General features: G+C 62.9%; 22 protein-coding genes. 20 read left to right on the forward strand and 2 right to left on the reverse strand.

Going from position 1 to position 20,913, the window contains the following annotated elements; translation table 11 throughout:
• Window positions 1-40: 40 nt before the first annotated feature.
• The 5 genes from F2982_RS08565 (at window position 41) to F2982_RS08585 (ending at window position 4,833) form a co-directional block, all read left to right on the forward strand.
• Window positions 41-421 carry a methylglyoxal synthase gene (locus tag F2982_RS08565; protein WP_112385066.1) on the forward strand — a complete coding sequence of 127 codons (381 nt, stop codon included), beginning with the start codon at window positions 41-43 and terminating at the stop codon, window positions 419-421.
• 18 nt (window positions 422-439) lie between these two features.
• Window positions 440-1,459: a glucokinase gene (locus F2982_RS08570; protein ID WP_203429812.1), complete on the forward strand. Its 1,020-nt coding sequence runs from the start codon at window positions 440-442 to the stop codon at window positions 1,457-1,459.
• A 92-nt stretch (window positions 1,460-1,551) separates the two neighbouring features.
• The gene (locus F2982_RS08575) at window positions 1,552-3,333 is read left to right on the forward strand and encodes an ABC transporter ATP-binding protein (RefSeq protein ID WP_203429813.1); all 1,782 of its coding nucleotides are present in this window, start codon (window positions 1,552-1,554) and stop codon (window positions 3,331-3,333) included.
• A gap of 18 nt (window positions 3,334-3,351) precedes the next feature.
• Window positions 3,352-4,176 carry a 4-hydroxy-tetrahydrodipicolinate reductase gene (dapB, locus tag F2982_RS08580; protein ID WP_203429814.1) on the forward strand — a complete coding sequence of 275 codons (825 nt, stop codon included), beginning with the start codon at window positions 3,352-3,354 and terminating at the stop codon, window positions 4,174-4,176.
• A gap of 21 nt (window positions 4,177-4,197) precedes the next feature.
• Window positions 4,198-4,833 (forward strand): 2,3-bisphosphoglycerate-dependent phosphoglycerate mutase, encoded by a 636-nt coding sequence (locus F2982_RS08585; protein ID WP_130279356.1) that lies wholly within the window; start codon window positions 4,198-4,200, stop codon window positions 4,831-4,833.
• A 48-nt stretch (window positions 4,834-4,881) separates the two neighbouring features.
• Here the strand turns inward: F2982_RS08585 and phnF are convergent, their stop codons facing one another.
• Window positions 4,882-5,619, reverse strand: coding sequence for a phosphonate metabolism transcriptional regulator PhnF (gene phnF / locus F2982_RS08590; RefSeq protein ID WP_203429815.1), 738 nt, complete (start codon window positions 5,617-5,619; stop codon window positions 4,882-4,884).
• A 100-nt stretch (window positions 5,620-5,719) separates the two neighbouring features.
• Between phnF and phnG the strand changes: the two genes are divergently transcribed.
• From phnG to F2982_RS08665, 15 genes are all read left to right on the forward strand, one after another.
• Window positions 5,720-6,184 carry a phosphonate C-P lyase system protein PhnG gene (phnG, locus tag F2982_RS08595; protein ID WP_203429816.1) on the forward strand — a complete coding sequence of 155 codons (465 nt, stop codon included), beginning with the start codon at window positions 5,720-5,722 and terminating at the stop codon, window positions 6,182-6,184.
• The gene (gene phnH, locus F2982_RS08600) at window positions 6,184-6,792 is read left to right on the forward strand and encodes a phosphonate C-P lyase system protein PhnH (protein WP_203429817.1); all 609 of its coding nucleotides are present in this window, start codon (window positions 6,184-6,186) and stop codon (window positions 6,790-6,792) included. The genes phnG and phnH overlap by 1 nt, the downstream gene beginning before the upstream one ends.
• A 3-nt stretch (window positions 6,793-6,795) precedes the next feature.
• Window positions 6,796-7,902, forward strand: coding sequence for a carbon-phosphorus lyase complex subunit PhnI (locus tag F2982_RS08605; protein ID WP_203429818.1), 1,107 nt, complete (start codon window positions 6,796-6,798; stop codon window positions 7,900-7,902).
• A complete protein-coding gene (locus F2982_RS08610) occupies window positions 7,899-8,777 on the forward strand; it encodes an alpha-D-ribose 1-methylphosphonate 5-phosphate C-P-lyase PhnJ (protein ID WP_199629839.1) in 879 nt (292 codons plus the stop codon). Before F2982_RS08605 ends, F2982_RS08610 begins: the two co-directional genes overlap by 4 nt.
• A complete protein-coding gene (gene phnK, locus F2982_RS08615) occupies window positions 8,774-9,550 on the forward strand; it encodes a phosphonate C-P lyase system protein PhnK (RefSeq protein ID WP_199629840.1) in 777 nt (258 codons plus the stop codon). The genes F2982_RS08610 and phnK overlap by 4 nt, the downstream gene beginning before the upstream one ends.
• A 2-nt stretch (window positions 9,551-9,552) precedes the next feature.
• A complete protein-coding gene (gene phnL / locus F2982_RS08620; protein WP_112714130.1) occupies window positions 9,553-10,263 on the forward strand; it encodes a phosphonate C-P lyase system protein PhnL in 711 nt (236 codons plus the stop codon).
• Window positions 10,260-10,877, forward strand: a complete 618-nt coding sequence (locus tag F2982_RS08625; RefSeq protein ID WP_203429819.1) for a DapH/DapD/GlmU-related protein — start codon at window positions 10,260-10,262, stop codon at window positions 10,875-10,877. Before phnL ends, F2982_RS08625 begins: the two co-directional genes overlap by 4 nt.
• 115 nt (window positions 10,878-10,992) lie before the next feature.
• Window positions 10,993-11,838 carry a phosphonate ABC transporter ATP-binding protein gene (gene phnC, locus F2982_RS08630; protein WP_203430036.1) on the forward strand — a complete coding sequence of 282 codons (846 nt, stop codon included), beginning with the start codon at window positions 10,993-10,995 and terminating at the stop codon, window positions 11,836-11,838.
• 91 nt (window positions 11,839-11,929) lie between these two features.
• Window positions 11,930-12,835, forward strand: coding sequence for a phosphonate ABC transporter substrate-binding protein (phnD, locus tag F2982_RS08635; RefSeq protein WP_112714136.1), 906 nt, complete (start codon window positions 11,930-11,932; stop codon window positions 12,833-12,835).
• Window positions 12,836-12,903: 68 nt separating this feature from the next.
• Window positions 12,904-13,875 (forward strand): phosphonate ABC transporter, permease protein PhnE, encoded by a 972-nt coding sequence (phnE, locus tag F2982_RS08640; RefSeq protein ID WP_203429820.1) that lies wholly within the window; start codon window positions 12,904-12,906, stop codon window positions 13,873-13,875.
• Between the two features lie 8 nt (window positions 13,876-13,883).
• Window positions 13,884-15,224: a phosphonate ABC transporter, permease protein PhnE gene (phnE, locus tag F2982_RS08645; protein ID WP_203429821.1), complete on the forward strand. Its 1,341-nt coding sequence runs from the start codon at window positions 13,884-13,886 to the stop codon at window positions 15,222-15,224.
• 131 nt (window positions 15,225-15,355) lie between these two features.
• Entirely contained in the window at window positions 15,356-16,051 is a 696-nt protein-coding gene (locus F2982_RS08650; RefSeq protein WP_203429822.1) for a DUF1045 domain-containing protein, read from the forward strand.
• Between the two features lie 11 nt (window positions 16,052-16,062).
• Window positions 16,063-17,202, forward strand: a complete 1,140-nt coding sequence (locus tag F2982_RS08655) for an alpha-D-ribose 1-methylphosphonate 5-triphosphate diphosphatase (RefSeq protein ID WP_203429823.1) — start codon at window positions 16,063-16,065, stop codon at window positions 17,200-17,202.
• A complete protein-coding gene (gene phnN / locus F2982_RS08660; RefSeq protein ID WP_130279371.1) occupies window positions 17,199-17,798 on the forward strand; it encodes a phosphonate metabolism protein/1,5-bisphosphokinase (PRPP-forming) PhnN in 600 nt (199 codons plus the stop codon). Before F2982_RS08655 ends, phnN begins: the two co-directional genes overlap by 4 nt.
• Window positions 17,799-17,810: 12 nt before the next feature.
• A complete protein-coding gene (locus F2982_RS08665; RefSeq protein WP_203429824.1) occupies window positions 17,811-18,308 on the forward strand; it encodes a GrpB family protein in 498 nt (165 codons plus the stop codon).
• Window positions 18,309-18,340: 32 nt separating this feature from the next.
• Here the strand turns inward: F2982_RS08665 and F2982_RS08670 are convergent, their stop codons facing one another.
• Window positions 18,341-20,773: a DNA translocase FtsK gene (locus F2982_RS08670; RefSeq protein ID WP_203429825.1), complete on the reverse strand. Its 2,433-nt coding sequence runs from the start codon at window positions 20,771-20,773 to the stop codon at window positions 18,341-18,343.
• Between the last annotated feature and the right edge of the window lie 140 nt (window positions 20,774-20,913).

Consider the following 20,913-nt stretch of genomic DNA (forward strand, 5'->3'; position numbering starts at 1 on the left):
CGGCCAAATCGATTGAAACCCGGGATGGAGGTCCTTTCTCATGGCCGGCGGCAAGTGCCTTGCATTGATTGCTCATGACCAGAAGAAAGACGACATGGCGGAATTTGCCCGCCGCAACCGCGACCTTCTCGCCAAATGGAAGATCGTCGCGACCGGCACGACGGGCGGCCGGGTTCTCGACGCCGTCCCTGACCTCGATGTCACCCGTCTGAAAAGCGGCCCTCTCGGCGGCGACCAGCAGATCGGCGCGCTGATCTCGACGGGTGAAATCGGCGCCCTGATCTTCTTCGTCGACCCGCTGACCCCGATGCCGCACGATGTCGACGTCAAGGCGCTGATGCGGCTCGCGATCGTCTACGATATCCCGATGGCGCTCAACGAAGCGACCGCGGACAAACTCATCCCGACCCTGAAAGCTTGAACGGACGAGGCCCAATCCATGCTTGATGCCAGCGATGCCCATATGCCCTTCCCGATCCTGATCGGCGATATCGGCGGCACGAATGCGCGCTTCTCCATTCTCGCCGACGCCACAGCCGAGGCAGTGAATTTTCCGAATGTCCGGACGGCCGATTTCGAGACGATCGACGATGCCATCAAGGCAGGCGTTTTCGCCAAGACGGCCCTACGCCCGCGTTCGGCCATCCTTGCCGTTGCAGGCCCGATCAACGGCGATGAGATCCCGCTGACGAACTGCGACTGGGTCGTTCGCCCGCATACGATGATTTCCGGCCTCAGCATCGAGGACGTTCTCGTCGTCAACGATTTCGAGGCGCAGGCACTGGCGATTTCTGCACTTGGCTCCAATGACCGCGAGCAGATCGGCCCCGCCTCGGGCGACTTGATGGCTTCGCGTGCTGTTCTCGGACCGGGCACCGGCCTTGGCGTCGGCGGCCTCGTCCGTGCGCGCGGTTCGTGGATTCCGGTTCCCGGCGAAGGCGGCCATGTCGATCTCGGACCGCGCTCCGAACGCGACCTGCAGATTTTCCCCTATATCGAGACGATCGAGGGCCGCGTTTCCGCCGAACAGATCCTCTGCGGCCGCGGTATCATCCATCTCTACCGTGCGATCTGCACTGCCGACGGGCTGGACGTGAAGTACAGCGATCCGGCCGACGTCACGTCCCACGCGCTCGCCGGCACAGACAAGGTGGCCGAGGAGACGATCTCGCTGTTTGCGACCTATCTCGGTCGGCTCGCCGGCGACGTCGCCATGCTCTTCATGGCCAAGGGCGGCGTCTATCTCTCCGGCGGCATCTCGCAGAAGATCTTGCCGGCGCTGCGCAAGCCGGAATTCCGCGCCGCCTTCGAGGACAAAGCGCCGCACTCGCACTGGCTGCGCGCCATCCCGACCTATGTCGTGACGCATCCGCTGGCAGCCCTTGCAGGACTTTCCTTCTACGCCCGCGCCCCGGAAACCTTCGGCGTATCGACGGATGGGAGACGCTGGCGCGCCTAGGCCCTGTCTAGCCAAGCCGCCGCCAAATCTTTATAGAGCCCCGCGAGTGCGCGGTTTTGCGCGCATAGGATCCGACACGGGAAGCGCAATTTTTGGAAAAGTCCGCAAACAAGAGCGTCAGTAGCGATACAGTCACGGGCGTGCTGAAGCGCATCATCGCCGAGAACGGCCGTGATCACATCATGGGCTATGCATTCGCGATCGCCTGTCTTGTGATCGTCGCGCTTTCGACGGCTTATACTGCCTGGATCATGCGCACGATCATCGATGAGGCCTTCGCCAACCGGCGCGGTGACATCGTCTGGGTCATCTGCCTGTCGATTTTCCTCGCCTTTGTCGCCCGCGGCTTTGCCAGCTATGGCCAGGCCGTGGCGCTTTCCAAGGTCGGCAACAATATCGTTGCGCGCTACCAGAAGCGCATCTACGCGCATCTGATGACGCTTTCCGTCGGCTTCTACAACGATACGCGTTCGGCACAGATCGCCGCTCAGGTCAGCCAGAATGTCAGCGGCATCCGCGACGTCATGAACCTGACGATCACCTCGACGGCACGCGACCTGCTTTCTTTCGTCTCGCTGGTCTCGGTGATGGTCTATCAAGATCCGCTGCTCAGCCTGATCATCTTCGTAATGGCGCCGCCGCTGATGCTCGGCCTTCGATATCTTTCCAAGCGCCTCCGCCAGGTGACGAAGGAAGCCATCCACCTCAACAGCCGCGCCTTTGGCGCGATGCAGGAGTCGATCCAGGGTATTTCCATCGTGAAAGCTTTCACGATGGAAAGCGAGCTCGAAAAGCGGGTCAACAAGATTATCGATGTCGCCGAAGGGCGCGCCAACAAGATTGCTCGCCTTTCGGAGCGCAATGCGCCGATGACGGAAAGCTTTGCCGGTCTGGCTGTTGCGGGCGTCCTTGCCTATGCCGCCTACCGCTCGATCTATCACAACGTGCCCCCGGGCGCCTTCTTCTCCTTCGTAACCGCCCTGCTGCTCGCTTACGACCCGCTCCGCCGCCTGGCAAAGCTGCAGGTGCAGATGGAGCGTGCAGCCGTCAATGCCCGGATGATCTACGAACTGCTCGACATGGAACCGCGCCAGCGCGATCTGCCGGATGCCAAGCCGCTGAAGGCAACGGAGGCACGGATCGAGTTCCGGAATGTATCCTTCGCCTATGGCAAGGAACCCGTACTCAATGGTGTCAGCTTCGTCGCTGAAGGCGGGAAGACGACGGCGCTTGTCGGTCCATCGGGTGCCGGCAAGTCGACGATCATCAATCTCATTCCGCGCTTTTACGACCCCACGAGCGGCGAGATCATCATCGACGGGCAGGACGTGGCGCATGTGACGAAGCAGTCGCTGCGCGAGCAGCTCGCCTATGTCTCACAGCAGCCCTATCTGTTCGAAGGTTCGATCCGCGACAATATCCGCTACGGCCGTCCGGACGCTACGGATGCGGAGATCGAGGAAGCGGCTCGTCTCGCCTATGCGCATGATTTCATCATGGCACAGCCCGACGGTTACAATACTGCCGTCGGCGAGAATGGCGTGACCCTATCGGGCGGCCAGCGCCAGCGCCTGTCGATCGCCCGCGCGCTGGTACGCAACGCACCGATCCTGTTGCTCGACGAGGCGACATCGGCGCTCGATACGGAATCCGAAGCTGCCGTCCAGAAGGCGCTCGATGAGGCGATGACGGGCCGCACCGTCGTCGTCATCGCGCACCGGCTCTCCACCGTCGTTCGCGCCGACAAGATCGTCGTCATGCAGCAGGGCCGGGTCGTCGAGGAAGGCAATCACGAGACGCTTGCGAAGCTCGAGGACGGACTTTACGCTCGTCTGAACAATCTCCAGAGGCCGGCGGCCTCGAATACGATCTGATACGGGAATACTGAGGACATGAGCGACGCTGCTATGAAACTGGTTGTGGTTGGGGCAGCAGGGCGCATGGGCCAGACGCTGATCCGGCTGATCGATTCCATCGATGGCGTGACGCTGCATGCAGCGATCGAACGCGCCGGCTCGCCCTTCGTCGGACGCGATGCGGGCGAGCTTGCCGGGCTTGGGCCGAATGGCGTGATCATCGGCGACGATCCGCTCGCCGCCTTCCTGCATGCCGAGGGTGTCCTCGACTTTACTTCGCCAACCGCCAGCGTGGAATTTGCCGGACTGGCAGCACAAGCACGCATCGTCCATGTGGTCGGCACGACCGGATGCTCGGATGCCGACGATGCCAAGATCCAGGCGGCCGGGCGCCATGCGCGGATCGTCAAGTCGGGCAATATGAGCCTCGGCGTCAATCTTCTCAGCGTCTTCATCGAGCAGGCCGCCCGAGCGCTCTCGCCCGAGGACTGGGATATCGAAGTTCTCGAAATGCACCACAAGCGCAAGGTCGATGCGCCCTCGGGCACTGCGCTGTTGCTCGGCGAGGCCGCTGCCAAAGGTCGCGATGTCGACCTGAAGACACAATCGGTCCGGGTTCGCGATGGCCATACCGGTGCGCGCGAAGCCGGTACGATCGGCTTTGCCACGCTGCGCGGCGGCTCGGTGATCGGCGAGCATTCGGTGCTCTTTGCCGGCGAAGGCGAGATCGTCTCGATGTCGCATAGCGCGGCGGATCGCTCGATCTTCGGCCGCGGCGCCATCAAGGCGGCGCTCTGGGCGCGCGACAAGAAGCCGGGTTTCTATTCCATGCTCGATGTCCTCGGGCTCTCTTCACAATAATCCCTACGGAGGCAGACTTTTATGAGCGGCACACTCGTTCTCGTTCGGCATGGCCAGAGCGACTGGAACCTGAAGAACCTCTTCACCGGCTGGAAAGATCCTGATCTGACCGAGCTCGGCATCCAGGAAGCGACGGCCGGCGGCCAGGCGCTTGCCGATTACGGCATCAAGTTCGATGTCGCCTACACCTCAGCGCTGACCCGCGCGCAGCACACGCTGAAGCTCATCCTCGACAAGGTCGGCCAGCAGGGCCTGCAGACGATCAAGGATCAGGCGCTGAACGAGCGCGACTACGGCGACCTCTCCGGTCTCAACAAGGATGACGCCCGCGCCAAGTGGGGCGAGGAGCAGGTTCATATCTGGCGCCGCTCGTACGACGTCCCGCCTCCGGGCGGCGAAAGCCTGCGCGACACCGGCGCCCGCGTCTGGCCCTACTACCTGACGGAAATCCTGCCGCGCGTTCTGCGTGGCGAGAAGGTTCTCGTCGCGGCTCACGGCAACTCGCTGCGTTCGCTGGTCATGGTGCTCGACCGCCTGACCCGCGAACAGGTTCTCGACCTCAACCTCGCGACCGGCGTTCCGATGGTCTACAAGCTGAAGGCCGATTCCACCGTCGCTTCCAAGGAAGTGCTCGGCGACATGTCCGCCGCTCACTGAGCCGGATTCGCATCAATCAGAAAGCCGGACCAAGTGCCCGGCTTTTTTTCAGTTTTCGATGGTGAATTGCACCCGGTCTGCGGCGAAGCGGGTGATGGAATATTGCACGGGAACGCCGTCGAGATCGGTGTTCATCGCCTTGGTGATCAGCAGGATCGCACCGGGCGTCAGCTCCAGATCGGCGATGTCTCCAGCATCGGCATGCGCGGCAGTGATCTCTGTCGTTGCTCGGACATAGTCCTGCAGGCCGAGCAGCGCGAAAGCCTTGGTGATCGATTCCGTCTTGCGGTAGGTTTCGGCGATATCGCCGAAACGCGCGGCGGGAAACCAGCTCGTTGCCCGTGAGACCGGACGCTTGTCGGCCTCTCTTGTCGTTTCGATCCTGACGACCGCATCGCCGGGACACATTTTCAGCCAGCGCGCGACCTCTGCATCGGCAGGCTCCTCGGCAGCCGCCAGCAGGAAACCGCGCGTTTCCCTTGCCTGTCCGCTGATGCCGGTGGTGAAGCGCGTGCGCTTGCTGATCGGGAAATTCAGCCGCTCCCGGCGCTCGATCAGCGTGCCGCGGCCTTGCACGGCGCGGACGATTCCCTCCTGAGCCAGAGCCGCAAGGGCGCTTCGAACCGTATGCCGGTTGACGCCGAACTGTTCGGCGAGCGCCGTTTCCGGCGGCACCATGCCCGTTTCATCATAAGCGCCGCGGGTAATTGCCTCGCGGATGCGATCCGCTATCTGGCGCCATAGCGCCACCCCCGTCTGCCTCTGTACCTGCTTCAGCCCAGCCATTTCACCCCTGCCATGTCACACGCTTGTCATGTCCCCGATTTAAGCGTAGCTATATCTTGTATGGTTGTCTATATCAATAGACATTTCGAAGGATGTGGCGATGAAACCAGCAGAGAAAATCGAGGCAGCCGACGGCAGGAAGAGGGTGGTCGATCTTCTCGCCCGCTCCGAGCTCGCTGAACTGAATGACGCCTGGGAGGCGCTTGCAAACAAGCCCGAGGTTCAGGCCGTGCGTGGCCCGGAAACCGGACTGGTAATGGTCCGCGGCCGCATCGGCGGTGGCGGCTCGGCCTTCAATCTCGGCGAAGTGACGGTCACCCGCGCCACGATCCGGCTCGCCAGCGGCACGGTCGGCCATGGTCAGTCGCTGGGCACCGATCGCAAGAAGGCGCGGCTTTGCGCGATCTTCGACGCTCTCTGGCAGGAAGAGGCAACCAAGGCGTTCGTCGAGGACAGACTGCTTCAGCCGATCGCCCAGCGCATCGCCACCGCGACGCAGCAGAAGGCCGACGAGACGGCCGCAACACGCGTCGACTTCTTCACCATGGTTCGCGGAGACGATTGATGGAACTCAGGAACGATACTTTGACCGGCGGCTTTGCCGAGCCGGTCTTCCAGGCCCAGAGCGTCTTCAAGGCGATGATGGATGCCATGGCCCGCCCAGGCTCGATCCAGACGCTGTCGCCCGATGCTGCCCCGCCTGCGCCGATGGGTGCCGCGGCCGGCGCCATCGCGCTGACGCTCTGCGATCATGACACGCCGGTCTGGCTTTCGCCTGCGCTGAACAAATCTGCCGTACCGGGCTGGCTGAGCTTCCACACGGGCGCGACCGTCACCACCGAAAAGGCCGAGGCGCGCTTCGCCTTCGTCGACAGCGGCATGGCGCTCTCCACTTTTGGCCTATTCGCCCCGGGCACGCAGGAATATCCCGACCGTTCGACGACGGTTGTCATCGAGATTGCTGCGCTCGACGGCGGCAAGGCGCTGGCGCTGATGGGACCGGGTATCAAGACCGTGACGGAAATCGCACCGGTGGGACTGCCGGAGACCTTCATCCGCCTCTGGAACGAGAACCGCGCCTTGTTCCCGCGCGGTGTCGACATCGTGCTGGCCGCAGGCAGCAGTTTCCTCTGCCTGCCGCGCACCACCAAGATCACTGCAACGGAGATGTGAACCATGTATGTTGCTGTCAAAGGTGGCGAGGCCGCCATCGCCAATGCTCATCGCCTGCTCGCCGACCGCCGCCGCGGTGACCGCTCGCTTCCGGCAATCGGCATCGAGCAGATCGTCGCGCAGCTGGCGCTTGCCGTCGACCGCGTCATGGCGGAGGCATCGCTCTACGACCGGACCCTTGCCGCGCTTGCCGTACGCCAGTCGCGCGGCGACATGATCGAGGCGATCTTCCTGCTGCGTGCCTACCGCACGACGCTGCCGCGCTTCGGTTACTCTAAGCCGCTCGATACGAGCCGCATGACGATCGAGCGCCGTATCTCGGCGACCTACAAGGACCTTCCGGGCGGCCAGCTGCTCGGCCCGACCTTCGACTATACGCACCGCCTGCTCGACCCGTCGCTGCTGACGGATGAAGAGGTTGAGGAGCCGGCTCAGCGCCAGGCCGAAACCGGCCACGTCATCCGCGTCTCCGAAATCCTCGGCCAGGAAGGCCTGATCGAGGACGATGGTTCGATGCCCGAAGATCACGAGATCGGCGACCTGACGCGCGAGCCGATGGAATTCCCGATGAGCCGGGATCTGCGCCTGCAGGCGCTCGCCCGAGGCGACGAAGGCTTCCTTCTGGCGCTCGGCTACTCGACGCAGCGCGGCTACGGCCGCAACCACCCCTTCACCGGCGAAATCCGCATCGGCGAAGTCGAGGTGGAATTCGACGTGCCTGAACTCGGCTTTGCCGTTTCTCTCGGCACGATCCAAGTCACCGAATGCCAGATGGTCAACCAGTTCAAGGGATCGGCGAAGGCTCCGCCGCAGTTTACCCGCGGCTATGGCCTGGTCTTCGGCCAGAGCGAGCGCAAGGCAATGTCGATGTCGCTCGTCGACCGCGCGCTGCGCGCCGGCGAACTCGGCGAAGACGTGACGGCACCGGCGCAGGACGAGGAATTCGTCATCTCGCATGCCGACAACGTCCAGTCGACCGGCTTCGTCGAGCATCTGAAACTGCCGCACTACGTCGACTTCCAGGCCGAACTCGATCTCGTGCGCCGCATGCGCCGCGACTTCGAGGCAAGCCGCAACAATGGCGAAGCAATGAAGGAAGCAGCAGAATGACCGATCTTGCCAGCTACAATTTCGCCTATCTCGATGAGCAGACGAAGCGGATGATCCGCCGCGCGATCCTGAAAGCGATCGCCATTCCCGGCTATCAGGTTCCCTTCGCCAGCCGCGAAATGCCGATGCCCTACGGCTGGGGCACCGGCGGCGTTCAGGTGACCGCCTCGATCATCGGCCCTGACGATGTGCTCAAGGTCATCGACCAGGGCGCCGACGACACGACCAATGCCGTCTCGATCCGCGCCTTCTTCCAGAAGGTCGCCAATGTCGCGGTGACCACGCATACCAAGGATGCGACGATCATCCAGACGCGTCACCGCATTCCCGAGGAAAAGCTCGGCACCAACCAGGTGCTGGTCTACCAGGTGCCGATCCCCGAGCCGCTGCGCTTTCTCGAACCGCGCGAGACCGAAACCCGCAAGATGCATGCCCTTGAGGAATACGGCCTCATGCATGTGAAACTCTACGAGGACATCGCCCATAACGGCCGGATCTCCAAGACCTATGCCTATCCGGTGAAGGTCGCGGGACGCTATGTCATGGACCCGTCGCCGACCCCGAAATTCGACAATCCGAAGATGCACATGTCGGATGCGCTGCAGCTCTTCGGCGCCGGCCGCGAGAAGCGTATCTATGCGGTCCCGCCCTATACCGAAGTCGTGAGCCTCGATTTCGAGGACTACCCCTTCGAGATCCAGCGCTTCGGCAAGCCCTGCGCGCTCTGCGGCGCCGAAGAGGTCTATCTCGACGAAGTCATCCTCGACGACAAGGGCGGGCGCATGTTCGTCTGCTCCGACACCGACCATTGCGAAGACCGCCGCGAGCATGGCCACGCCGGCGAAATGCTCGCGCCCAAGGAGGCTGCGGAATGACCGAAACACCGCTTCTCAAAGTCAATGACGTCTCGAAGTTCTATGGCAACCGTATCGGCTGCCGGAATGTCTCCTTCGAGCTCTGGCCGGGCGAAGTGCTGGCGATCGTCGGCGAGTCCGGCTCCGGCAAGACGACGCTGCTCAACTGCATCTCGACGCGCCTGATGCCGACGACCGGCAGTGTCGAGTATCATATGCGCGACGGCAGCTACCGCGACCTCTATCGCATGAACGAGGCCGAGCGCCGCTTCCTGATGCGGACCGACTGGGGCTTCGTGCACCAGAACCCGGCCGACGGCCTGCGCATGACGGTTTCGGCCGGCGCCAATGTCGGCGAGCGGCTGATGGCGATCGGTGACCGGCATTATGGCAAGATCCGCTCGACGGCCATCGACTGGCTGGAGCGCGTCGAAATCAATGCCGAACGCATCGACGACCAGCCCCGCGCCTTTTCCGGCGGCATGCGTCAGCGCCTGCAGATCGCCCGCAACCTGGTGACCGGCCCCCGCCTGGTCTTCATGGACGAGCCGACCGGCGGTCTCGACGTCTCGGTTCAGGCCCGCCTGCTCGATCTCGTCCGCGGCCTCGTCAACGATCTCGGCCTCGCGGCGATCATCGTGACCCATGACCTCGCGGTCGCGCGCCTGCTATCGCACCGGATGATGGTGATGAAGGACGGCAATGTCATCGAACACGGCCTGACCGACCGCGTGCTCGACGATCCGCGCGAGCCTTATACCCAGCTTCTCGTTTCCTCCATCCTGCAGGTGTGACCATGGCAACGCCACTCGTCGTTTCGGAAGTCGCAAAAAGCTTCACCATGCATCTGCGCGACGGCATCAAGCTGCCGGTGGTTTCGGATGTCACCTTCTCCGTTGCAGCCGGCGAATGCGTCGTGCTCGGCGGCCCCTCGGGCATCGGCAAGAGCTCGCTCCTGAAGATGATCTACGGCAACTATGCCGTCGATACCGGCCAGATCCTGGTCAACCACCAGGGCCGCGTCGTCGATCTCGCCTCGGCCGATCCGCGCACGATCATCGATGTGCGCAAGCGCTCGCTCGGCTATGTCAGCCAGTTTCTACGCACCGTGCCGCGCGTTGCGGCGATCGATGTCGTGGGAGAGCCGCTCGTCGCACGCGGCGTGCCGGTAAGCGAAGCCCGCGAGAAGGCGGCCGAGCTTCTCACGAAGCTCAACCTGCCCGAAGCGCTCTGGCAGCTGCCGCCCGCGACCTTCTCCGGTGGCGAACAGCAGCGCGTCAACATCGCCCGCGGCTTCATCACCGATCACACGATCCTGCTGCTCGACGAGCCGACGGCTTCGCTCGACGCCACCAACCGCGCCGTCGTCGTCGGCATGATCGCCGAGAAGAAGAAGGCGGGCGTCGCCCTGCTCGGCATCTTCCATGACGAGGAAGTGCGCGAGGCCGCTGCCGACCGCATTCTCGACGTCCAGAAGTTCTCCCCCAGAAAGGCAATTGCGGCATGACCCGGAAAATCGGCGAAAAGCCCTACATCCACGAGACGGCATCGGTCAGCGATGCCACGCTCGGCCGCTATACCGAGGTCTCGGAGCGCTGCCGGATCAGCGAGGTCGAGTTCGGCGACTATTCCTACATCATGCAGGATGGCTCGATCTGGTGCGCGACGATCGGCAAGTTCGTCAACATTGCCGCTGCCGTTCGTATCAACGCCACAAACCACCCGACCTGGCGCGCGACGCTGCACCACTTCACCTACCGCGCCACCGATTACTGGCCTGATGCGGACATGGAGAGCGAGTTCTTCGAGTGGCGACGATCCAACCGCGTCACCATCGGCCACGATGTCTGGATCGGACATGGCGCCACGATCCTGCCCGGCGTGACGGTCGGCAACGGTGCGGTGATCGGTGCGGGCGCCGTCGTCTCCAAGGATGTCGCTCCCTACACGATCGTCGGCGGCGTCCCCGCAAAGCTCATTCGCGAGCGTTTTGCGAAGGGTGTCGGCGAGCGGATGGACAAGCTTGCCTGGTGGGATTGGGAGCATTCGAAACTGCGTTCGGCACTCGACGATTTCCGCGCGCTTTCGGCCGAAGATTTCCTTAGCCGGCATGGTGCGTAAAGCCCCATTACCGGCGCCCTTTGTGACAGTCATTACACAAAACTGACATTGGAGGTTCATCAAGCAGGACTAATGCACTCCGAGACAAAGCCCCTGGATTGCAAGGAAGAGCATGATGTTCGAGCTGAAGAATGTCACCCGCCGTTTTGGCAAAAAGCTGGCAGTGGATTCCGTAACGCTCGATATTCCCCAGGGTCAGATGGTCGGTATTATCGGCCGTTCCGGCGCCGGCAAATCGACGCTCCTGCGGATGATCAACCGCCTGCAGGAGCCGACCTCCGGCTCCATCCGTTTCGGCGGCGTCGAAGTCTCTTCGTTGCGTGGCGAGGCGCTTCGCAACTGGCAGCGCGACTGCGCCATGATCTTCCAGCAGTTCAATCTCGTGCCGCGTCTCGATGTCCTGACCAACGTCATGCTCGGCCGCCTGAACCATCGCCCGACGATGCTTTCGCTCCTCAACATCTTCAGCCGTGAAGAGCGCATCCATGCGATCGCCGCTCTCGAGCGCCTCGGCATCGAGCAGACGGCGCTGCAGCTTGCCGGTACGCTTTCGGGCGGTCAGCAGCAGCGCGTGGCGATCGCCCGCGCCCTGATGCAGAAGCCGAAGATGGTTCTCGCCGACGAGCCGATTGCCTCGCTCGACCCGCTGAACGCCAAGATCGTCATGGACGCGCTGCGCGACATCAACGAGCGCGAAGGCATCACCGTCATCACCAACCTGCACACGCTCGACACGGCGCGCAGCTACTGCGAGCGGATCGTCGGCATGGCGGGTGGGCGCGTCGTATTCGACGGCAAGCCGGCCGATCTCGACGCTTCGGCAGTCAAGGAAATCTACGGCACCGACAAGGACGGCGCCGGCATCGACGAAACCATGACGTCGACCTCGATCAACATTACTGCGGCAGCTGCCGCCCATCAATCCGCCGGCCTGCAACCGCTGGCGTTGGCCGGTCTCTGAGCGAGACGGCTGTGATCGACCGCCCGCGTCAAGGGCACAGTTCTTCGTAACAGAGAGACCACCGGGGACACCGGTCAATCAGGAGAGTACCATGTTGAAGAAAGCACTCTTTGCCGCGACGGCGCTTTTCGCGCTGGCCGGCGTCTCGCATGCTGCAGACCTCAAGGAATTCCGCGTCGGCATTCTCGGCGGCGAAAACGAAACCGACCGTCTGCGTAACTACGCCTGCCTCGCCGACCACCTGAAGCAGGAATTCGGCTTCGAGAAGGTTTCGCTGTTCCCGGCCGCCGACTATGACGGCGTTATCCAGGGCCTCCTCGGCGGCACGCTCGACTTCGCAGAACTCGGCGCTTCCGGCTACGCAGCCGTCTACCTGAAGGACGCAAAGGCCGTTACCCCGATCCTGACGACGCAGCAGAAGGACGGTTCGACCGGCTACTACTCGATCGGTCTCGCTCTGAAGTCCTCCGGCATCAAGACGATCGCCGACGCCAAGGGCAAGAAGCTCGGCTACGCCGATCCGGACTCCACCTCGGGCTACCTCGTTCCGCTGACGCAGATCCCGAAGGACACGGGCATGCCGAACGACCAGTTCTTCGCCTCCACGCAGTTCAACGGCGGCCACGAGAACAACCTTCTCGCCGCCTATGACGGCAAGGTTGACGTTGCTGTCGACGACAGCTCGGGCATCGGCGATTTCAAGGACGGCTACACCTCCGGTACCTTCCGCAAGGAAGTCGACAAGGGCGCCGTCGACCCGAACAAGCTCGTCGAAGTCTGGCGCTCGCCGCTGATTCCGAACGGCCCGCTCGTCGTTCGCAACGAGCTCGGCGAAGAGTGGCAGAAGAAGCTGGCCGCCTTCTTCACGGCGCTGCCGGAGAAGGACCACAAGTGCTTCACCGCCATCGAAGGCGGCGACTACAAGGGCTACGCCCCGGTTACGCACGAATTCTACAACGCCGTTGTAGACGTTCGTAAGGCTGCCATCGGCGGCTGATCGACCTGCATTCATCGGGGGCGGCCGTCATCGGCCGCCCTTTTTCCTGCGAAGAAGCGGACGACCCCATGACCCTTGCCGATTCTCGGACCCACACGCCCGAACTCCAGCAGAGCAGCCGCGATATCGGCGATGCCTGGAGCCGCATGGTGTCTCGCCGCCGTCTTTATACCGGCATCGGCCTCGTCCTGCTGCTGATTGCCTTCGTGAGCTCCGTGCGCTTTGCCGACGAGAGCAATGCCGGCCATTTCTTCGACCGCCTTCCGCATCTCTTCGACTTCCTGAGCTGGCTTATTCCCAAGGACTGGCACGACGTCTGGCGCGCGCTGTTCGATATTGCGAGCCCGAACGACAAGGGCGGCGAGGAGTTCAACTTCGCCAAGGGCCGGGTCTACGTTTTCGGCGATTTCTATATCCCTGAATATTTCGAGCTGATGATCATCACGATCAACGTCGCTCTCGTATCGACGATCATCGGTTTCATCTTTGCAGTGCCACTGAGCTTCTTTGCCGCTCGCAACCTCACCAAAAACTGGCCGCTGCGCGTCTTCGCCAAGCGCGTCATGGAATTCCTGCGCGCCTTCCCGGAGATCGTTATCGCCGGCCTGTTCTCTGCCATCCTTTCGATCGGCCCGGTCGCCGCCATCATCGCCGTGTCGCTGCATACGATCGGCGCCCTCGGCAAGCTGTTCTACGAAGTCGTCGAGAATATCGACATGAAGCCGGATGAGGGCATGAAGGCGGTCGGCGCCAACTGGCTGGAGCGCGTGCGCTTCGCCGCCATGCCGCAGGTTCTGCCGAATTTCGCCTCCTATGCGCTGCTGCGTCTGGAGATCAACGTGCGCGCCTCGACCATCATCGGCGCGGTCGGCGGCGGCGGTATCGGCGAAGAGCTGAAGCTCTCCATCTCGCGCGGCTTCGGCGCCAAGACGGTCGCTCTCGTGCTGCTGCTCTTCATCACCATCGTTGCGGTCGACCAGTTCTCCGCATGGCTGCGCCGCCGCCTGGTTGGCGAGCACGCTTTCCTTCTGCAACATTGAGGCCCGCCATGACGGTTATCGACGCAAACCGGATGCACGAGATCGAGGCGCGCTATCCCGAGTATTTCCATCGCTCCTTCCGCCAGCGCTTCGGCGGACTGCTCGCGGTCATCGCGACGCTGCTTTATGGCATGTATGCCGTCTGGTTCTTCGATCTGCCGAAGCTGCTGGCCGAGGCCCATTGGGAGCGCGTCGGCATCTATATGAGCCAGTGGGTGAGCTACGACGTTCAGCCCGAATTCCGCATTCAGGACGACGGCTCGATCGAGACCCGCTATCCGCGCTTCTCGCCGCTCGGCGACGATCCGCATCCGGAATGGGTGAAGAACGAGCCCGGCAGCGTCACCGTCTTCGTCAGCGGCACGAACCGCACTGTCGTGGTCACCAAGGCGATGACAACGGTGACGGCGCACGGCATCAGCGTTCCTGTCGACCTGTCTTCGGGACAGCCGAAGGTCGTCGGCGAAGTGCCCTCCTGGATGACTGTCTATGACGACAACGTGCTGGCCGACCTTGGCTTTGCAGGCGACGTCAGCATCGCATCGGACCGCGTGAAGGTGCGCAAGCGCTTCCTTGGATGGGCAAACTTTGTCTTCGACACGCACTCGCCGTTCTTCGACAAGCCGGCCGGTGAAGTCGCAAGCCTGATCGTGTCAGGCCCGCGTCTCGACCCCAGCCAGTCGAACCTGTCGCTCGCCTTCGACAATATCTGGAACAACTCGGCCTGGCAGCATGGCGACGTATGGACCAAGCTTTTCCAGACGATCGTGATGGCCTTTCTCGGTACGCTGCTCGGCTCGCTGGCGGCCTTCCCGCTCGCCTTCCTTGCCGCCCGCAACATCACGCCGAACCGGTTTCTGAACCAGATTCTGAAGCGCTTCTTCGACTTCCTGCGCTCGGTCGACATGCTGATCTGGGCGCTGTTCCTGACGCGCGCCTTCGGCCCCGGCCCGCTTGCGGGCTCCGGCGCGATCTTCCTGACGGAAACCGGCACGCTCGGAAAGCTCTATTCCGAAGGTCTCGAAAACATCGACAACAAGCCGCGCGAAGGCATCAAGTCGACCGGCGCCTCGACGATGCTGGTCCATCGCTACGGTGTCATGCCGCAGATCGTTCCGGTGATCGTCAGCCAGACGCTTTACCAGTGGGAATCGAATGTTCGTGGCGCGACGATCATCGGCGCCGTCGGTGCCGGCGGTATCGGCCTCAAGCTCTGGGAAGCGATGCGGACGAATTCCAACTGGGAAAACGTCGCCTACATGGTCATTCTGATCCTGATCGTCGTCTTCCTGTTCGACATGGCCTCGAACGCGCTGCGCCACCGGCTGATGGGCACCAAGACGCATTAAAAAGATGATGGCGCCACGGCGTCATCATCATTCTGTCACGGAAATCTTTTAGCCGGAAGCAAGCTTGCAGTCCGCGGTCAAATCACTGACATTGCGACCCCTGCCTCAGACATTTTTCCGGGATAAGACCTTTGCGATACGCCCTCTATTTTTCGCCGCCGCAGGATGATTCCCTGACGCGCGCCGCTGCAGAATGGCTCGGCCGCGATGCCTTTTCTGAAGAAACTTACCCGGCTCCCGAAGAGCCCGGCCTGCCCGGCGCAGAACAGTTCGAGCTCACCGCCGATCCCCGCCGCTACGGCTTCCACGCGACGATCAAGGCGCCCTTTGCGCTTGCCGCTTCGGTGACGGAAAAGGATCTGATGGCTGTAGTCGAGGATTTCGCGGCCCGCACGCCGGCCTTCGAAATCCCCGAGCTCGTGCTCGGGCAGCTCGGCCGCTTCTTCGCGCTCGTGCCCGGCGCGCTGCATCAGCCGCTTCAGGATTTCGCCGCAAGCGTGGTAAAGTCCTTCGAGCCGTTTCGTGCCGCCCTTTTGGAGGCCGACATTGCCCGGCGCAAACCCGAGAAGCTGACGGAAAGCCAGCGCGCCAATCTGATGCGCTGGGGCTATCCCTACGTCATGGACGACTTCGGCTTCCACATGACGCTGACCGGACAGGTTCCTGACGAGCGCTCCGCGCTGATGAAATCGATCCTGGAACAGCGCTTTGCCGCCTTCACCGGCCGGCCGCTTCCGATTTCCGGCATTGCCGTCTTCACCGAGGAGACGCGCGGCGCCCCATTCAAGGCTCATAGCTGGCTGCCGCTTGCCGGCGCCAAACGCTGAAAGACGACACGATGACCAAAGAAACCGCTTTTTCCAATGCACGCATCGTTCTCGAGGACGAGATCGTCAACGGCTCCCTGCTGATCCGCGACGGCAAGATCGCCGATATCTCCGAAGGCAACTCGGCTGCCGGCGAGGACTTTGAGGGCGACTACCTCATTCCGGGTCTGGTCGAACTGCACACCGATCACCTGGAAGGCCACTATTCGCCGCGCCCGGGCCTGCGCTGGCACAAGACGGCAGCGATCCAGGCGCATGACGCCCAGATCGTAACCTCGGGCATCACCACCGTTTTCGACTGCCTGCGCATGGGCGCCGATGAAGACGGCGGTTTTGACCATGGCGAGATGCGCGACATGGCCGACGCCATCCAGAAGGCCGAGCAGGAAGGGCGTCTGCGCGCCGAGCACCTGCTGCATCTGCGCTGCGAGGTTTCCGCCGACAACGTGCTTGAGCATTTCGCCGACTTCGAGAACGACCCCTATGTGCGTCTCGTCTCGCTGATGGACCACGCGCCCGGCCAGCGCCAGTTCCAGACCATGGACCAGTACATCTTCTACTACCAGAAGAAGCGCGGTCTTTCGGACGAGGTATTCGCCAAGTTCATCGAGAAGCGGCTTGCCGAATCGGCCCGCAATTCGACGCCGCATCGCGCCGCGATCTCACAGGTCTGCAAGGAGCGCGGCATCACCATTGCCAGCCATGACGACGCGACGCTGGAGCATGTCGACGAAGCGATCGAGAACGGCGTTCGCCTTGCCGAATTCCCGACCAGCTTCGACGCCGCGAAGGCATCGCACGAACACGGCATGAGCGTGCTGATGGGCGCACCGAACATCGTGCGCGGCAAGTCGCATTCCGGCAATATCGCCGCCCGAGACCTCGCCGAACGCGGCGTGCTCGATGTTCTCTCGTCCGACTACGTGCCGCTGAGCATGCTCTATGCGCCGTTCATCATCGCCGACGAGGTCGAATCCATCTCGCTGCCGAAGGCAATCGCCATGGTCACCTCGACGCCTGCCCGCACCGTCAGCCTCGACGACCGCGGCCGCATCGCCACCGGCCTGCGCGCAGATCTGGTGCGTGTCTTCCGCGATGAGGGCGTTCCGGTGACGCGTTCCGTCTGGCGCGAAGGGCGCCGTGTCGCATGAACCCGTCGCACGAACCCCACATCGTTCCGGGCACCGAACACGGCATCATGGTCGTCGTCGTCGGCCCGAGCGGCGCCGGCAAGGATACGCTGATGGCGCTCGCCGCCCAGCATTTCGGCAGCCGCCCCAATGTTCACTTCGTCCGCCGCGTCATCACCCGTGACGGCGATGCTGGCGGCGAGGATCATCTCGCCGTTTCCGAAGCCGGATTCGCATCGATGGAACAGTCCGGCAGCTTCGCCGTCTGGTGGGAAGCGCATGGCCTGAAATACGGCATTCCGGCCGAGGTGTCGGTGGCGCTGTCGAAGGGGCACCTGGTGATCGCCAATGGCTCCCGCTCGGCGCTGCATCGCTTCCACGCCGCTTTCCCGCGGCTGAAGGTGATCAATGTTACGGCGCGTCCAGAAGTGCTCGCCGGCCGGCTGGAAGCGCGTGGCCGCGAAACGCACGAAGACATCATGGCCCGCCTCGCCCGTGGTTCGCTGACGGTGCGCGGCGACTATGACGTCATCAATCTCGACAATAGCGGGTCGCTCGCCGAAGCCGAGCGCAAGATCATCGACACGATGAACGGTTTTCTGGCGGAAGTCGCCTGACGGAGAGAGATCATGGCCATCGTCGTCCTGCCCTATGATGACAGATGGCCCGAACTCTTCGCACAGGTTTGCAGTGAGCTTGCGCCGATCTTTGCGGGACTGGCGCCGGCTTTCCACCATGTCGGCAGCACGTCCGTTCCAGGTCTGGCGGCAAAGCCGAAGATCGACCTGCATGCCGCCTTCGCGGATCTGGCGACCGCCGCAGCGGTCGAGCGGATGCAGACCGTTGCCGGCTACACCTATCACGGCGACAAATACGGCGATCAGAGCTGGACCTTTACCAGCGGCAGGGGATCGTATGGAGCGCGGCTTTATCTCTGCACAGCAGACAACCACGTGCTCCGCGACCGCATCCTGTTTCGCGACTATCTCAGGACCCATCCCGAGCGGGCCGATGCCTATGCCGCACTGAAGCTGCGGCTGATGAGCGAGGCCAATGACGACTGGGACTACTATACCGGCGGCAAGACGGAGTTCGTTCGCGAGACGGTGCGGCTGGCACAGCCGTAGGGTTTGAGGGCTTCCCCCTCAAACCCTGATCTTTATTCGCCCTCGCTCCGGGCCGAAACGATTTCGCGCTTGCCGACATGGTTTGCCGGGCCGACGAGGCCTTCCTTTTCCATGCGTTCGACGAGCGATGCGGCGCGGTTATAGCCGATGCCGAGGCGGCGCTGGATGTAGGAGGTCGAGCACTTCTTGTCGCGCAGGACGACTTTGACCGCCTGCTGGTAGAGCTCGTCGCCATCCTCGGCGCCCATGGCGCTCTTGTCGAAGACGGCGCTGTCTTCGGCTTCCTCTTCGTCCTCGTCACCTGCCGTGACCGTATCCAGATATTCCGGACGTCCCTGGGTCTTCAGGTGGGCCACGACCTTCTCGACCTCTAGGTCCGAGACGAAAGGACCGTGGACACGGGCGATGCGGCCGCCGCCCTGCATGTGCAGCATATCACCCTGGCCGAGCAGCTGCTCGGCACCCTGTTCACCGAGGATCGTGCGGCTGTCGATCTTGGACGTCACCTGGAAGGAGATGCGGGTCGGGAAGTTCGCCTTGATCGTACCGGTGATGACATCCACCGAGGGGCGCTGGGTGGCCATGATCAGGTGGATGCCGGCGGCACGCGCCATCTGCGCCAGACGCTGGATCGCGCCTTCAATGTCCTTGCCGGCCACCATCATCAGGTCAGCCATCTCGTCGACGATGACGACGATATAAGGCATCGGCGTCAGGTCGAGTTCCTGCTGCTCCTCGATCGGCGCACCGGTGCCCTTGTCGAAGCCGACCGGGACCATGATGTGGATCGTCTCGTCCTTTTCGCGGGCCTGCGCCACGCGGCCGTTGTAGCCGTCGATATTGCGCACGCCGAGGCGCGACATCTTGCGATAGCGCTCTTCCATCTCGCGAACGGCCCATTTGAGGGCCATGACGGCCTTCTTGGGGTCTGTGACGACAGGGGTCAGCAGATGCGGGATGCCGTCATAGACGGAGAGTTCCAGCATCTTCGGATCGACCATGATCAAGCGGCACTGTTCCGGCGACATGCGGTAGAGCAGCGACAGGATCATCGTGTTGATCGCGACCGACTTGCCCGAACCCGTGGTACCGGCAACGAGCAGATGCGGCATCTTCGCAAGTTCGGCGATGACAGGCTCGCCACCGATCGTCTTGCCGAGGCCGAGCGCCAGCTTGTAGCTGCTCTTGGCGAAATCCTGGCTTTCGATCATCTCGCGGAAATAGACGGTTTCACGCGTCTGGTTCGGCAGTTCGATACCGATGACATTGCGGCCGGGAACGACGGCGACGCGGGCCGAAAGGGCCGACATCGAGCGGGCGATGTCATCCGCAAGGCCGATGACGCGCGAGGACTTCACGCCCGGTGCAGGCTCGAATTCATAGAGCGTGACGACAGGACCCGGGCGGACATGGATGATCTCGCCCTTGATGCCGAAATCTTCGAGAACGCTTTCCAGCAGGCCGGCATTCTGTTCCAGCGCTTCCTGCGTCATGATCTCGCCCAAGCGCTCGGGCGGCTGCTGCAGCAGTTCGTTCGGCGGGAATTCGTAGCCGGATGCGTCGACCTTGGCGGCGGCGGGTTTTGCAGCGGCAAGACGCGGCGCCGGCATCGTCACGGGCGCGACGGCGGGCGTGCGGACCGGGATCGGCGCGATCGGCTGTATGCGGGCTTCTACCGGCACCGGCTGCGGCGCGGGAGCGGCGGCCTCAACCGGCTTTGCCACGGGCGGAGCGACCACGAGGGCTGGCGCGACAGGCTGCGGTGCCACGGCGACGGGCGCTGGTGCAACGGCGATTGGAGCAACGGCCGGGGCCGTCTCGGTACGCCGGTGCGGGTGCCATTCCATGACACGGAAACTGGCGATGATCGACTCGGGCGATACCTCGACCCTCGGCATCGGAACCGGCTGGAACTGCGGCGCGGCGGGCACGGCGCCATCTTCGAAAGCCATGACTTCCCAGAAGGCGAAATCCGAAATCGACGCGAGCTCACCGGCTGCGTGATACGGCTCAGCCGCGACGGGCGCTTCGGGGAGTGGTGCGACCTGAACAGGTGCGGCAGGCTGGACCGGTGTGCGGACGATCGGCAGCAAGGGCGCCCGGGTGGGCTGAACCGGGACGCGGGCAACAACAGGCGGTACCGGCGTGCGGACGATGGGCGCGGTCTGCGGCGCGTGAGTGTGGGCGTCGAAGGGTACGTCGACGACGATCGGCGTGCGGCTCTCGGCAGCGATAGGCGCCTCGTCCATGTATGGCGCGGGCTCATCCAGCTGCGGGATTTCGGGCGGGGTACGGCGCAACAGGTTTTCCGGCGTCCGGGTGAACCGGACGTTCGGCGCCAGGGAAAAATTGCTCTGCCAGATCGGCGCCGACGGGCGCTCGCCTGCGCCCTCTTCAGCGTCATGCACGTCAACTTCCGCGGAAAACTCCGCGGCATCCGTCAAGTTCGTTCTGGGAAAACGCATACGACCTGCTGCTCACTCAAATTACCGACCTGAACGGATTAGAAAATGAAGGTTAATAAGTTCCTTCCATCGGCACTAAAATTGCGCAGGCATTTCGCCCTTAATCGAGCGAAATCAGATACTTGTCTCTTTAAGAAAAA

Source organism: Rhizobium sp. BG4 (genome assembly GCF_016864575.1).
In the GTDB taxonomy this organism is placed as follows: Bacteria; Pseudomonadota; Alphaproteobacteria; order Rhizobiales; family Rhizobiaceae; genus Rhizobium.

Excerpts from the sequence above, each read along its gene's own strand:
- F2982_RS08565 (WP_112385066.1), top strand. The coding sequence starts at position 41 with ATGGCCGGCGGCAAGTGCCTTGCATTGATTGCTCATGACCAGAAGAAA.
- F2982_RS08570 (WP_203429812.1), top strand. The coding sequence starts at position 440 with ATGCTTGATGCCAGCGATGCCCATATGCCCTTCCCGATCCTGATCGGC.
- dapB (WP_203429814.1), top strand. The coding sequence starts at position 3,352 with ATGAGCGACGCTGCTATGAAACTGGTTGTGGTTGGGGCAGCAGGGCGC.
- F2982_RS08585 (WP_130279356.1), top strand. The coding sequence starts at position 4,198 with ATGAGCGGCACACTCGTTCTCGTTCGGCATGGCCAGAGCGACTGGAAC.
- phnF (WP_203429815.1), bottom strand. The coding sequence starts at position 5,619 with ATGGCTGGGCTGAAGCAGGTACAGAGGCAGACGGGGGTGGCGCTATGG.
- phnG (WP_203429816.1), top strand. The coding sequence starts at position 5,720 with ATGAAACCAGCAGAGAAAATCGAGGCAGCCGACGGCAGGAAGAGGGTG.
- phnH (WP_203429817.1), top strand. The coding sequence starts at position 6,184 with ATGGAACTCAGGAACGATACTTTGACCGGCGGCTTTGCCGAGCCGGTC.
- F2982_RS08605 (WP_203429818.1), top strand. The coding sequence starts at position 6,796 with ATGTATGTTGCTGTCAAAGGTGGCGAGGCCGCCATCGCCAATGCTCAT.
- F2982_RS08610 (WP_199629839.1), top strand. The coding sequence starts at position 7,899 with ATGACCGATCTTGCCAGCTACAATTTCGCCTATCTCGATGAGCAGACG.
- phnK (WP_199629840.1), top strand. The coding sequence starts at position 8,774 with ATGACCGAAACACCGCTTCTCAAAGTCAATGACGTCTCGAAGTTCTAT.
- phnL (WP_112714130.1), top strand. The coding sequence starts at position 9,553 with ATGGCAACGCCACTCGTCGTTTCGGAAGTCGCAAAAAGCTTCACCATG.
- F2982_RS08625 (WP_203429819.1), top strand. The coding sequence starts at position 10,260 with ATGACCCGGAAAATCGGCGAAAAGCCCTACATCCACGAGACGGCATCG.
- phnC (WP_203430036.1), top strand. The coding sequence starts at position 10,993 with ATGTTCGAGCTGAAGAATGTCACCCGCCGTTTTGGCAAAAAGCTGGCA.
- phnD (WP_112714136.1), top strand. The coding sequence starts at position 11,930 with ATGTTGAAGAAAGCACTCTTTGCCGCGACGGCGCTTTTCGCGCTGGCC.
- phnE (WP_203429820.1), top strand. The coding sequence starts at position 12,904 with ATGACCCTTGCCGATTCTCGGACCCACACGCCCGAACTCCAGCAGAGC.
- phnE (WP_203429821.1), top strand. The coding sequence starts at position 13,884 with ATGACGGTTATCGACGCAAACCGGATGCACGAGATCGAGGCGCGCTAT.
- F2982_RS08655 (WP_203429823.1), top strand. The coding sequence starts at position 16,063 with ATGACCAAAGAAACCGCTTTTTCCAATGCACGCATCGTTCTCGAGGAC.
- phnN (WP_130279371.1), top strand. The coding sequence starts at position 17,199 with ATGAACCCGTCGCACGAACCCCACATCGTTCCGGGCACCGAACACGGC.
- F2982_RS08665 (WP_203429824.1), top strand. The coding sequence starts at position 17,811 with ATGGCCATCGTCGTCCTGCCCTATGATGACAGATGGCCCGAACTCTTC.
- F2982_RS08670 (WP_203429825.1), bottom strand. The coding sequence starts at position 20,773 with ATGCGTTTTCCCAGAACGAACTTGACGGATGCCGCGGAGTTTTCCGCG.